We start from the raw sequence: 14,040 nt of genomic DNA, 5'->3' as shown, positions 1-14,040 counted from the left end.
TACAACTTGAAGGAAGCCTATCTGCATAATATTAATACGACTGCTTGAAGCAAAAATCATCACCGACATCACCTGCTTCTATCGAGAGTTTGAAGAAGCGACAACATTTAGATGTTGTTGGCTGTATCGTTACTGTCAGCTTACTGCCTTCGCACTTTGCTGTAAGCCAATCAGACTTTATAGATGTGATTTGGCTATTGTTGTATTCGGATCTAAAGCTCTTTTCGATGCCTCCTTCTTCGGATTCTTTAACCTCAATAGGCCAAAACAGACTGTAGTTCTTGCATTGGAAAACAAATGTACCGCCATCTCGCGACACCTGATAATAGCCATCACTTGATTTCTTAACCTCACTTCTCCATTTCATGGGCTCCCATTTGCCATCTTCTTCTGTACAAGACGACAAGAAAAGCGGAATGATAAATAGTAACAGCAACCAAATTTTTCTTCTCATAATTATTTGTTTTATGTTTATCACTACTATTAAAATGCAAAAGTGCAGCGAATATTGCACAGTATGAGAATAAAAATATAAGAAACTTTGACAATAAAACAAAGTAATACCAACACATAAGGGTGCGCCAAAACTCACGGGAATTTGAGTTTGGGCGCACCCTTTTTATGTTATTTACACCTAACCATTACTTCATCATATCAACGAAGTACTGGTGTATGCGAGTATCATCATTGAGTTCGGGATGGAATGCGGTAACAAGCTGTTTGCCCTGCTGTGCGGCAACAATATGTCCGTCAACAGTAGCAAGCACCTTAGCATCGCCCGATACACTCTTGATAAATGGGGCACGGATAAATGTCATTGGCACATCATCGCCAACACCTTCTACCTTGCTCTCCACATAGAAGCTTCCAAGCTGTCGACCATAGGCGTTGCGGCGCACATCTATATCCATTGTGGATATACGACTGAACTGCTGGCCTTCAACAGTCTTAGCAAGAAGTATAAGTCCGGCACATGTACCAAATACTGGCAAACCGTTCTTTATGTCAGATACGATAGGCTCAAGCAACCCCAGATCCTTAAGGAGCTTAAGCTGAACTGTACTCTCGCCACCCGGAATAATAAGACCATCCTTAGGCTGTTGCCAATCAGACAGCTGGCGTATCTCAAAGGTTTCGACACCGAGACGCTGGAGCATACGCTCGTGCTCTATGAAGGCACCTTGAAGTGCCAATACAGCAACTCTCATTATACTGTCTCCTTTAAGAATTACTTGCCACGCTCGGCCATGAGCACCTCAATCTCGTGCTCGTTGATACCTACCATAGCCTCGCCAAGGTCCTCAGACAACTCGGCAAGCTTCTTCGGGTCGTTGAAGTTGGTAACTGCCTGAACGATAGCCTTAGCACGCTTTACTGGGTCGCCGCTCTTGAAGATACCAGAGCCAACAAATACGCCCTCGGCACCAAGCTGCATCATAAGAGCAGCATCGGCAGGTGTAGCTACACCACCGGCAGCAAAGTTTACTACAGGAAGCTTACCGTTTTCGTGTACATACTTTACAAGCTCGTAAGGAACCTGCAACTGCTTTGCAGCCTCGTACAACTCGTCCTCAGACATAGATGTAAGACGACGAATCTCGCTCTGCATCATACGCATATGGCGTACAGCCTGAACAACATCGCCAGTACCCGGCTCGCCCTTTGTACGAATCATAGTAGCACCCTCGGCAATACGGCGCAAAGCCTCGCCAAGGTTCTTGGCTCCACATACGAAAGGAACATCAAACTTGTTCTTGTCAATGTGGTAAACATCATCTGCTGGAGAGAGAACCTCGCTCTCGTCGATATAATCAATCTCAATAGCCTGCAGAATCTGTGCCTCGGCAAAATGACCAATACGGCACTTTGCCATTACTGGGATAGACACAGCTTTCTGGATGCCCTTGATCATCTTAGGGTCGCTCATACGTGACACGCCACCTGCTGCACGGATGTCAGCGGGGATACGCTCAAGAGCCATAACAGCACATGCTCCTGCTTCCTCGGCTATCTTGGCCTGCTCAGGAGTTGTAACGTCCATGATAACACCGCCCTTAAGCATCTGAGCCAAGTTGCGGTTAAGTGTTTGTCTATTTTCTGTCATGATAACTTTAAATAAATTAATGTATAAATATAGGTTTCTTAAACAATTTTGAATCTGATGCGGAAGGCATGTTTCATCTCGTCCCAGTTGGTACCAAGCATTACGAAGCGTCCTATCTGCGATGTTGACCTAACGTGTTTGCCTATGCATGGACACACATCATAGTCGCCAATGTATACAAGGCGCACTTTCTCGGACACGTCAGCAGGCAGACGGTTGGCATCCACTTCCTTAGGAAGGTTGTCACGGTCAACCACCTCGTATCTTACAGGCAGGTCGGCATCGATAAGCTCGTTCATACGATCCTCGATAGCCTTCTCTTCCTTGCGCGACGGTTTGTGGTCGATGATGAAGGTTATCTTACTCTTCTTGCGCTCTATGTGCGCATTGTCCGAACGCTTGCATCCGAACATCCTGACCATAGTCTGGTTGAGAAGGTGCTCGGCAGTATGTGCAGGGGGATACTCTTCCTTATTGTGTTCGTTGAATGTAATATCGCTATCCATCTTCAAGTTGAATTTAATGATTTTACAATCGTTGGCACCAATCTCCACATCCACAAAGTCGTCTGTCTTGAAGTTAGCCTTTACCGTAGACTGTCTTACCATATCCGTGCCTAAAATGTCGCTCTTGGGTATGCCCAAGAAATTGAAGGCATGCTCAGGAATGTTTACCTTGACGCTTACAGCCTCATTGGCAAAGTTGGCTACAACAAGCAACATCTCGTTGTCGGCCTTGCGTATGAAGGCATACTGCTTTTGTGCTATATGCCCATTTACGTACATAAGGTCGAAGAACTGTCCTTCGCCCACTGCCTTCTCTGTGCTTGCTATAGACAATATGCGGTCGTACATGGTAGAAAGCTTGTGCTCGTCTGCAGTAGACTCCTTTGCTACAAGTGCACGATGAAGAGAAGGAACGGTCCAATAGTCGAATATGGTGGTACGTCCATCCTTACCACTGAATCCCTCGCTGTCCATACCACGCTCGCCATATTCCTGTCCGGCATACACCATGAATGGATTAGAACGCATAAGCATATTGACAGCCAATGCAGGATAGGCTCTGAAGCCATCGCCGGCAAAATAGTCGCTCGCTATGCGTTGCTCATCATGATTCTCGAGGAAGTAGAGCATGTGGTTGCTAATTTTGTCTACCCATTGCCATGCTGTGGTAATCTGCGATGTTGGGCAGTTGCCGCAAATCACACCACGCATTGTGTCGTACATTCCCACCTTATCATATAGATAGTCGAAGCCTGCCTCTACATAGTGTTTATACTCCCATGGATTGTAAACCTCGGCAATGAATATCATTGCAGGATGAGCTTTCTTGACTTGCTCTATAGCCCAATGCCAGAAGGCAGTAGAAACCATTTCTGCCATATCGCAACGGAAACCGTCTACACCCTTTGATGCCCAATATAGCAGAATGTCAAGCATCTTGTGCCATGTATTGGGTATTGGGTCGAAGTGTTCGGAGCGTCCGCCTGCGTCGCAATAGTCAACACCATAGTTCAGCTTAACGGTTTCGTACCAATCGTTGCAACTTGGAGATGCACAGAATTGATCATTACCTGTAGCTTTAGCAGGGAACTCGCTATATGGTTGAGCCTCTCCGCCATATAGGTCTATGTTTGGAGAGAAAGGTGTATTGACGCAATAGTAGAAGTTGTTGTTTGCATCAAAAGCCTTTGTCTTGTCATCATCCTCGCCAAGATCGCGCACTCCCTTGCCTTTGGCAATCGACTTATACTGACGTGCCACATGGTTGGGCACAAAGTCCATAATAACCTTCAGGTCGTTGCGGTGGCTATTGTCAACAAGTTTAAGGAACTCGTCCATACGCTTGTCAACATTCTCTGCAATATCGGGGTCGATATCATAGTAGTCGGTAATGGCATAAGGCGAGCCTGCCTTGCCCTTTACAATAGCAGGATGCTGGCGTGGAATGCCGTACGACGAATAATCGGTAGCAGTAGCATGACGTATCACTCCAGTATACCACACGTGTGTATATCCCTTGGAACGTATCTGCCGGAGAACATCATCGGTAAAGAAATTCATCTTTCCACAGCCGTTTTCGGCAATCGTACCATTTTGCTTGCATACATTGGTACGGTTGCCAAAAAGACGTGTGAAGATTTGGTATATTATTATCTTCTGATTGCCCATATTTTATTTAGAGGATACCATGAGCACTAACAGTCTTGTCAATACGGCCAATCATACCCTGAAGAGCCTTGCCTGGTCCACATTCTGTGAAGTCATCGGCGCCATCCTTAATCATATTAAGCACACTTGTTGTCCAACGAACGCTGCTTGTGAGCTGAGCAATAAGATTTGCCTTTATCTCTGCAGGCTCGGTATGTGCCATACCATCTACATTCTGGTAAACTGGGCACTTAGGAGCCGATACTGTTGTAGACTTGATAGCCTCCTCAAGCTCCTCCTTTGCAGGCTGCATAAGTGGAGAGTGGAATGCGCCACCTACCTTCAAAGGCAATGCACGCTTTGCGCCTGCTGCCTTAAGCTTCTCGCAAGCAACATTGATAGCATCAATATTACCACTAATAACAAGCTGACCAGGGCAGTTGTAGTTGGCAGCTACAACGATGTTGCCATCTGTACTTGACTCTGCACAGATTTCCTCAATCTTCTCGTCTGGCAAACCAATAACAGCAGCCATTGTACCAGGAGCAGCCTCGCAAGCCTTCTGCATTGCCAAAGCACGCTTGTAAACAAGCTTCAAACCATCCTCAAAGCTTAAAGCGCCTGAAGCTACAAGAGCAGAGAACTCGCCAAGAGAGTGACCTGCAACCATAGCTGGTGCAAAGTCGTCGCCAAGACAGATGGCAGAGATTACGCTATGAAGGAACACAGCTGGCTGTGTAACCTTGGTCTGCTTAAGCTCATCATCAGTTCCGGCAAACATAATATCGGTAATACGGAAGCCAAGAATCTCGTTGGCCTTCTCGAAAAGTTCTTTTGCTTTGTCGTTAGAATCGTACAGGTCCTTGCCCATACCTACAAATTGTGAACCTTGTCCAGGAAAAACAAATGCTTTCATAATTTTTTTTTATATATTATAATTTGTTATATGTTTCTAATTGCAAAGGTACAAAAAAATGTTTCAAAACATAATATATGAATGATGTTTTGTTGATGAAAAGCATTAACTTTGCATTTAGTTCAGAAAAATACATTAAATATGAATAGAAGAGCAACAAGTATATTAATTGCCCTATTGTGCACAATGATTAATGTGCAAGGCGCTTTGGCGCAGATTAAGTGGAACTCGGCATACCAAACATACATTGACCAATATAAGGATTTGGCGATAGAGCAAATGCTTAAATATAACATTCCTGCCAGTATAACACTGGCGCAAGGCTTGCTTGAGAGTGGAGCTGGAAGAAGCGATTTGACACGTTCGGGCAACAATCACTTCGGTATTAAATGTCATGGTTGGACTGGTCGCAGAACTTATCACGACGACGATGCTGCAGGCGAATGCTTCAGAGCTTACGACAACGCAAGGCAAAGCTATGAAGACCATAGCCGCTTTTTGGCAACACAGACAAGATATGCAAGGTTGTTTTCTCTGTCAAGACGCGACTACAAGGGATGGTCGCGCGGACTTAAGCAATGTGGATATGCCACTAATCCTCAATATGCCACAAAACTGATACAGATTATTGAGTTGTACAACCTCAACAAGTATGATGTGGCTACACGCTACGACCATTTTATGGCAAAGCACGCATCTGAAGACCGACCTGGTCCGAGCGGAATGCTTCATACTATAAAGGCTTACAACCGCAACTATTATGTCATAGCTGTAGCTGGCGACTCTTTTAAGTCGATTAGCAAAGAGGTAGGTATATCAAGTGGGAAACTGGCTCGATATAACGAAAGAAACAAAAAGTCGGTACTACAGCCTGGTGACGTGATTTATCTTAAGAAGAAACGCAAGAAAGCAGAACGTGTATACAAGAACAGACCGCATGTGGTTAAAGCTGGCGAGAGCATGTACACTATCGCTCAAAGATATGGCATACAGCTTAAGAGTCTGTACAAGAAGAACAAGCTGTCGCCTGATTATGAGATAAATGTAGGCGATAGACTGATTGTATATTAATCAATTGTTCTAATCAGAATAGGAAATAAGAGTTACGGCTTGCATCCGTTTCACGCAATAATTAGCCTCTGATAATTTGGCATTTGCGTGATACTGATGCAAGCCGTAACTGATATACCTTATATAATAATATGTAGTTTATTTTTCGGTTTTACCAACAATCTTATATTTAGCGAATTTAAGCAGCAACGTCTTTGTTCCCGCATTCTCGAAATTCACCATTGCCTTTTCGTTCTCTCCACTACCCTCCACACTTGCAACTGTGCCTATGCCAAAACGCATATGCTCTATAACCGTGCCTATAGCAAGCGTTGGATTAGAGGGTTTGCTGCTTGTGCTTGGCTTAGGAGCCGAAGAGTTTATTTTCCTAAAACTGCCATAACTTATGGTTGGCATGGGTCTATTACTGTTAGATGTCGGTCGATTGTTGCCCGACATCTGTCTATTGCCAAATGGTGAAGGCTTGACATTAGCAGATGTTTGCCTTTCGTCGCCAAACGAACCACTATATCTATCGCTTCCATCATCAATTCTGTTAGACCCAAGTCTTCCATTAACCAGCATATAGTCGGAATTTATCTCTCTCAAGAATCGGCTCGGCTCATTAAACATCATATTGCCATATTGATAACGGCTCTTGGCACAAGAGATAAAACAGAACTTTTCTGCACGTGTTATGGCTACATAGAATAGACGACGCTCTTCTTCCAACTGCTGAGGAAACTCGCATGAGCGTGGACTTGGAAATATGTTCTCCTCTACTCCTACAATAAATACCGCCTTAAACTCCAAACCCTTTGAGGCATGTATCGTCATAAGCGTAACTCTATTGCCTGCATTATCCGTATCATCATCATCCTTGTCGGCATCACTCATAAGAGCCACTTCCTGCAGAAAGTTAGATATAAATATCTCGCTCGTATAACCTTCTTCCAATTTTGTATCAACAAAGTCGCGCAATCCTGACACAAATTCCTCTATATTATCAATACGCTCATTGGCATCATCATCGCCATCTGCCATTATGGCCTTTGCCAATCCGGTTTCTTCAATGATGCGCTTGCCAAGAACATAAGCATCTATTGTCTGCGCCAATTCGATATACTGATCAATCATATCGTGGAAAGCCACAACCTTGCGCGCTACAGCCGGACCTATACCTGCGACATATGCAGTAGGATTGTTTACTACAGACCACAGCCCTACCCCATAACTACGCGCCGAAGCAATTAGTTTGTCAACTGTTGTGTTACCTATGCCTCGCTTTGGATAGTTTATGATACGCTTCAAAGCCTCCTCGTCGTCAGGATTGGCTACCATACGGAAGTAGGCTATAATATCCTTTATCTCCTTACGCTGATAGAAACTCATACCACCATATATACGATAAGGTATATTCTCACGACGAAGCTCATCCTCAAACAATCGGCTCTGTGCATTTGTGCGGTAAAGCACAGCTATGTCTCCATAAGCAACTTGCTCGCGCTTGTCGAGACGTTTAATCTCATTACACACAATGGCAGCCTCTTCTTTGTCCGAATAGCTTATATTAAGCACAACCTTGTCGCCTTGCTGGTTCTCGCTAAACACATTCTTCTTTATCTGTCGACTGTTGTGCTTTATCAGACAGTTGGCTGCATTCACAATATTCTGTGTGCTTCGATAGTTCTGTTCAAGTTTGAACAACTTCGAGTCGCGATATATATTCTGGAAGTTCAGTATATTGTCGATATTGGCACCTCTAAAGGCATATATGCTTTGGGCATCATCGCCAACAACACATATATTGGAATGGTACTGCGTAAGAAGTGTTATTATGCTTTGTTGGGCATAGTTGGTATCCTGATACTCATCTACAAGGATATACTTGAATCGCTCGGCATACTTCTGGCACACTTCAGGATGGTTTCTAAAGAGCATGTATGTATACATCAACATATCGTCAAAATCCACAGCGTTTGCGCTCTTGCAACGTATTACATACATACGGTAGATTTCGGACAATTTAGGCATGTTGCTACGGTGGTCGCGTTCAAGCAAGAACGTGTCCACACTATACGATTCGGGAGTGATAAGATTGTTCTTAGCCATTCCGATACGCGACAACACATTAGCAGCCTTGTACGTCTTGTCGTCAAGGTGCATCTCCTTAACAATAGAGTTGATTAGGGTTCGCGAATCGGAATCGTCGTATATGGTAAAATTTCTATTCAAACCCAATAACTCTGCCTCGTTTCTCAATATACGCAGAAATATCGAGTGGAATGTGCCCATATTAAGATAATGTGCATCATTGGCACCAACAAGTGCGGCAATGCGCTCCTTCATCTCCTTTGCCGCCTTATTGGTAAATGTCAGCGCCAATATATTCCACGGCTTTATGCCTTGACTTAGCAAATAGGCTATCTTATATGTCAAGACACGCGTTTTGCCTGAACCTGCTCCAGCAATTACAAGTTCGGGACCACTGATATATTCTACTGCAGCTCGCTGGCTTTCGTTGAGAGAAGAGAGTAAGGAATTCACTGTTGTTGTTTGTTTGTTATAGTCTCGCAAGTGATACATTAAGTTGTTCTTTAAAAAAACATCACTTGAGAAAGTACTGTTATTTACTTATAGAAACTATTTTTTGTGGTAGATACCACCAGATACTGTCGACGGGTCGTAATCGGTTCCTTCTTTCGGGAATGAGGGAATAAACTTCATCTCGCGCTCAATCTTGCCACGACGTGCACGTATATAAGCACTCGGACTACTGCTGTCGAACTTACGAGGATTAGGAAGTGTGGCTGCAATCAATGCACATTCCGAACGCGACAACTCACTTGCTGTCTTGCCAAAGTGATGCTTTGCCACAGCATCAGCTCCATATATGCCATCGCCCATCTCTATAGAGTTGAGATATACTTCCATTATACGGTGCTTTCCCCATAGAATCTCTATAAGGGCTGTGAAATAAACCTCAAAACCCTTTCTTGTCCAACTACGGCCTGGCCATAAAAATACATTCTTAGCGGTTTGCTGAGATATTGTGCTTGCTCCCATCTTTCTGCCTTCGCCCGAACGGTTATGACGAGCGGCATGCTTAATGGCATCAAAGTCGAAACCATGATGTATCAAGAAACGCTGGTCCTCGCTTGCCATTACAGCAACAGGAAGATGTGGCGAAACATCATCAAGCGACACCCAATGATGGTGCATCTTGATAGTCTGACCATCAGCCATTTGCTGAAAGCAACGTATAACCATAAGCGGTGTTATGTATACGGGTATAAATCGGTAGGCTACAACTGCAAGAATTGTCGAACTAAAGAACAATGCCAACGCCCATCTTATAACTTTGGAAACAATACCAAATTTCATAGCTTATTACTCTATTCATATTAGTCGGTTCTGACAACAAACAGAAAAACCGACCAACTTTCTTTATATCAATTAAGGCAGTGTGCACAAACACGCTGCCTTAATCTTTAAGTTCATATCTATCCTAAAAGGATATATAATCAAGAAGCAAACATTTAGAGCCTGCCTCTCGTTAAGTTGATTTAATTCAATGTACCGTTGTTGGCTGCATCAACCATAGCCTTGCTTGCATAGAGATAAACCTCTACACGACGGTTCTGCTGCTTACCTGCTGCTGTAGAGTTATCAGCAACTGGCTCTGAGCTGCCCTTACCTGCTACATTCTTGAACTGTGATGAAGAAACACCACACTGCTTAAGATAGTTGGCTACGCTCTGTGCACGCTTATTGCTCAAAGGAATATTGATGCCATCGTTACCAGTAGAGTCTGTATGACCATAAATATCAACCGACAGAAGGTTGTTGTTCTTCAATGTATTAGAGAACTTAGCCAAAGCGCTCTTAGAAGAAGCGTTGAGGTCAGCCTTGTTTGTAGCAAAAAGGATACCCGAATCGAAAGTAACCTTAACAGCCTCAAGACCATTTGCATCCTGAACCTTCTCAACCTTTGCATTCTCAATCTGCTTAGCCTGCTCGGCTACCTTATCCATATGACGACCAATAATAGCACCAGTACCAGCACCTACAGCACCACCAATTGCAGCACCTACGGCTGTATTACCTGCCAACTTACCAATGATACCACCAACAATGGCACCACCACCAGCACCTATCAATGCACCTGTACCCTGATTTGTTCCACAGCTGACAACAGCAAGCATGCCCATTGCCAATGTAATTCCTGTAACTTTATTCATTTTACTATAATCTATATGTTAAAAATGTATTATCAATGGTTATTGCACCATATTTTAATGCTGCAAAGATAATGGTTTTTTCGATAGTGTGACTATATTACAACATTTTTTTGTATTTTTGCACCGTAAATTATGACTTTATTGATATAAACTATAAAAAGTCAAAGTCAAATTGCATAAACATTCAATATAATATATATAATGGCAAAAGAATTAAAACATCTGACAAAACGTTCGGAGAATTACAGCCAGTGGTATAACGACATCGTTGCCAAGGCTGATCTTGCAGAACAGTCCGCAGTACGCGGATGTATGGTCATCAAACCCTACGGCTATGCTATTTGGGAGAAGATGCAGCATCAGTTGGACCTTATGTTTAAAGAAACAGGTGCACAGAACGCTTATTTCCCTCTACTTATCCCTAAGTCATTCTTTAGTCGTGAGGCCGAGCACGTTGAAGGCTTTGCTAAGGAGTGTGCCGTAGTAACTCACTATCGTCTGCGTGTTAATGACGATAAGACTGGCATCGAGGTTGACCCTGCAGCTAAGCTTGAGGAAGAACTCATTGTACGTCCTACATCCGAGACTATCATTTGGAACACATACAAGAACTGGATTCACTCTTATCGCGACCTGCCTTTGATGTGCAATCAGTGGTGCAACGTTATGCGCTGGGAGATGCGTACACGTCCTTTCCTCCGCACATCTGAATTCCTTTGGCAAGAAGGCCATACAGCACATGCCACACGCGAAGAGGCTGAGGAAGAAGCACAGAAGATGCTTCATGTGTATGCCGACTTTGCAGAAAAGTGGATGGCTGTACCAGTAGTACGGGGTGTTAAGAGCGAGACCGAGCGCTTTGCTGGTGCCTTGAACACATATACTATTGAGGCTATGATGCAGGACGGCAAGGCTCTACAGAGTGGTACATCACACTTCCTTGGACAGAACTTTGCAAAGGCTTTCGACGTTACATTCCTCAATAAGGACAATAAGCCTGAATATGTATGGGCTACTTCATGGGGTGTTTCTACACGTCTTATCGGTGCTCTTATCATGACCCACTCTGACGACAATGGTCTTGTACTTCCTCCAAAGCTCGCTCCTATACAGGTTGTTATAGTTCCTATATCTAAGGGCGATGAGCAGTTGGCTGCCATTACAGAGAAGCTCACTCCTATCATCAACGAGTTGAGAGCTAAGGGTATCAGCGTTAAGTATGACGACGCTACCAACAAGCGTCCTGGATTCAAGTTTGCCGACTACGAGCTTAAGGGTGTTCCTGTACGCCTTGTTATGGGTGCGCGCGACCTTGAGGAAGGTACGCTTGAGATTATGCGTCGCGATACATTGGAGAAGGAGACACGCTCTATCGACGGCATCGCAGCATATGTTGAGAACTTGCTTAATGATATTCAGGACAATATCTATCAGAAAGCTCTCAACTTCAGAAACGAGCACATCTACGAGTGCGACAACTACGAAGAGTTTAAGGAGCGCATCAAGGATGGAGGTTTCTTCCTTTGCCATTGGGACGGCACTGCAGAGACCGAGGCTAAGATAAAGGAGGAAACTCAGGCCACTATCCGTTGCGTGCCTTTCATGTTCGAGCAGACTCCTGGTGTAGATATGGTTTCTGGCAAGCCAGCTACACAGCGTGTGCTTATTGCACGTAGCTACTAATTAATAGTATACATAATGTATAGTTGGGACAATACCACAAACGGTATTGTCTCAACTTACACATTTTTATATTTATATATGGTACACATACCTATATAAAGATATAAAAATCTATTGCTATTAACCCCAATAACCACTACTAATTCTTTAATATTAAATTTATAAACAATGGATTGGATAATCAATTTATTTACGAATACCGAGTCCGTTGCCCACATCGCCCTACTCTACGCCATAGTTATCGCTGTCGGCATATTGTTGGGTAAGATAAAGATTGGAGGCATCTCGCTCGGAGTTACATTCGTGCTTTTTACCGGTATTGTGGCAGGCCACATCGGCTTTACTGCCCCTACCAACATCCTAAGCTTTATTCAGGATTTTGGACTTATTTTGTTCGTATTCTGCATTGGTTTGCAGGTAGGTCCTGGTTTCTTTGAAAGTTTCAAGAAGGGCGGTGTAACGCTAAACTTGCTCTCAACATCATTGGTACTGCTTAACGTGGCAGTGATGTTTGCATGCTACTTTATCTTCTTCGACACTAACGACAAGACCAACTTGCCTATGATGGTGGGTACAATGTATGGAGCTGTAACCAACACTCCAGGTCTTGGTGCTGCCAATGAGGCTCTTGAGTCGGTATGGAAAGCAACAAATGGCAATATACCACAGATTGCCGCAGGCTATGCTTGCGCTTATCCTCTTGGTGTACTTGGCATCATTGGCGCTACCATCGCAGTACGTTTCATTACAGGTACTAAGCTTGCCGATGAGGAAGAAGAACTTAATGAGGAAGAGGGCGAGAATGTTCACACCAAACCTCTACAGATGCACCTTAAGGTAGACAATGCCTACCTTGCAGGACGTACAGTTAAGCAGATTAACGAGTTCTTGAACCGCGACGTTGTATTCTCACGTCTCTTGCACGAAGGCAATGTTTCTATTCCAAGCTCTAATGATGTATTCCAGATGGGCGACGAGGTTCTTGTTGTTTGCGCTGCTGTTGACGCCGAGGCTATCAAGGCCTTCATTGGTCCTGAGACAGAACAGACATGGACAGAAGACCAGAGCAACCAGCCGCTTATATCTAAGCGTATCGTCATAACCAACCCGTCAATGAACGGTAAGGAGCTCGGCAAGATGCACTTCTCAAGTGTATATGGTGTTACCGTTACACGAGTATCTCGTCAGGGTATGGATATGTTCGCATCACGCACCTACCGTTTCCAGGTAGGTGATAAGTTACTTGTGGTTGGTCCTACAGACAACGTAAACCGCATTGCCGACTTGATGGGTAATTCTGTTAAGCGTCTTGACACTCCTAACATCGCCACTATCTTCATTGGTATCATTGTTGGTATTCTCTTTGGTAGCATTCCTTTCGCTATCCCAGGCATGCCTGTACCTATGAAGCTCGGTATAGCTGGCGGTCCGCTTATCATCGCTATCCTCATTGGCCGATTCGGACACCGCATGAAGCTTAATACATACACCACAACATCAGCCAATATGATGCTTCGCGAAATTGGTTTGGTGCTATTCCTTGCCAGCGTAGGCGTTAAGGCAGGCGCACACTTCTGGGACACAGTAGTAGAAGGCGACGGCTTGATGTATGTATTCACTGGTTTCTTGATAACAATCATTCCTATCATCATCATTGGTGTGATAGCCCGAATTAAGTTCAAGTTCAACTACTTCACTATTATGGGTATGCTTGCCGGTACATGCACCGACCCACCAGCACTTGCTTACGCCAACTCTGTCTGTTCGCGCGAGGCTCCTGCTATTGGCTACTCAACAGTTTATCCATTGAGCATGTTCCTGCGTATCTTAACAGCCCAGCTCATTGTGCTTTTCTGCTGCGGATAAAAATATAAATCATACAAACAAAAAACG

The 14,040-nt window shown here is 44.1% G+C and carries 11 protein-coding genes; 3 read left to right on the top strand and 8 right to left on the bottom strand.

The features are described from left to right. Nucleotides 1-31: 31 nt before the first annotated feature. The 5 genes from C9991_RS09675 to fabD form a co-directional block, all read right to left on the bottom strand. Nucleotides 32-454: a hypothetical protein gene (locus C9991_RS09675; RefSeq protein WP_157949430.1), complete on the bottom strand. Its 423-nt coding sequence runs from the start codon at nt 452-454 to the stop codon at nt 32-34. Between the two features lie 187 nt (nt 455-641). After that, nucleotides 642-1,208 carry a pyridoxal 5'-phosphate synthase glutaminase subunit PdxT gene (gene pdxT / locus C9991_RS09670; protein ID WP_106812327.1) on the bottom strand — a complete coding sequence of 189 codons (567 nt, stop codon included), beginning with the start codon at nt 1,206-1,208 and terminating at the stop codon, nt 642-644. A 20-nt stretch (nt 1,209-1,228) separates the two neighbouring features. Then, nucleotides 1,229-2,104, bottom strand: a complete 876-nt coding sequence (pdxS, locus tag C9991_RS09665; protein ID WP_106812326.1) for a pyridoxal 5'-phosphate synthase lyase subunit PdxS — start codon at nt 2,102-2,104, stop codon at nt 1,229-1,231. 38 nt (nt 2,105-2,142) lie between these two features. Then, complete coding sequence (locus C9991_RS09660; RefSeq protein WP_106812325.1) at nt 2,143-4,278, bottom strand: alpha-amylase family glycosyl hydrolase; 2,136 nt, start codon at nt 4,276-4,278, stop codon at nt 2,143-2,145. Nucleotides 4,279-4,285: 7 nt separating this feature from the next. Continuing rightward, on the bottom strand, nt 4,286-5,173 hold the full coding sequence (gene fabD, locus C9991_RS09655; RefSeq protein ID WP_106812324.1) for an ACP S-malonyltransferase: 888 nt from the start codon (nt 5,171-5,173) through the stop codon (nt 4,286-4,288). A gap of 186 nt (nt 5,174-5,359) precedes the next feature. Between fabD and C9991_RS09650 the strand changes: the two genes are divergently transcribed. Then, nucleotides 5,360-6,244, top strand: coding sequence for a glucosaminidase domain-containing protein (locus C9991_RS09650; protein ID WP_106812323.1), 885 nt, complete (start codon nt 5,360-5,362; stop codon nt 6,242-6,244). 138 nt (nt 6,245-6,382) lie between these two features. Here the strand turns inward: C9991_RS09650 and C9991_RS09645 are convergent, their stop codons facing one another. The 3 genes from C9991_RS09645 to C9991_RS09635 form a co-directional block, all read right to left on the bottom strand. After that, entirely contained in the window at nt 6,383-8,809 is a 2,427-nt protein-coding gene (locus C9991_RS09645) for an ATP-dependent helicase (RefSeq protein ID WP_438269198.1), read from the bottom strand. 57 nt (nt 8,810-8,866) lie between these two features. After that, nucleotides 8,867-9,607, bottom strand: coding sequence for a monofunctional biosynthetic peptidoglycan transglycosylase (mtgA, locus tag C9991_RS09640; RefSeq protein ID WP_106812322.1), 741 nt, complete (start codon nt 9,605-9,607; stop codon nt 8,867-8,869). A gap of 182 nt (nt 9,608-9,789) precedes the next feature. Beyond that, nucleotides 9,790-10,464, bottom strand: coding sequence for a YiaD family glycine zipper/OmpA-like lipoprotein (locus C9991_RS09635; protein WP_106812321.1), 675 nt, complete (start codon nt 10,462-10,464; stop codon nt 9,790-9,792). Nucleotides 10,465-10,665: 201 nt separating this feature from the next. Between C9991_RS09635 and proS the strand changes: the two genes are divergently transcribed. Both proS and C9991_RS09625 read left to right on the top strand, forming a co-directional pair. Next, complete coding sequence (gene proS, locus C9991_RS09630) at nt 10,666-12,147, top strand: proline--tRNA ligase (protein WP_106812320.1); 1,482 nt, start codon at nt 10,666-10,668, stop codon at nt 12,145-12,147. A 168-nt stretch (nt 12,148-12,315) separates the two neighbouring features. Then, nucleotides 12,316-14,013 (top strand): putative transporter, encoded by a 1,698-nt coding sequence (locus C9991_RS09625; protein WP_106812319.1) that lies wholly within the window; start codon nt 12,316-12,318, stop codon nt 14,011-14,013. The last annotated feature ends 27 nt before the right edge of the window (nt 14,014-14,040 follow it).

It is taken from the genome of Prevotella merdae, assembly GCF_900290275.1.
Taxonomy (GTDB): domain Bacteria; phylum Bacteroidota; class Bacteroidia; order Bacteroidales; family Bacteroidaceae; genus Prevotella; species Prevotella merdae.
The sequence above is the reverse complement of the archived record's forward strand: the minus strand, read 5'-3'. Positions and strand labels throughout refer to the sequence as shown.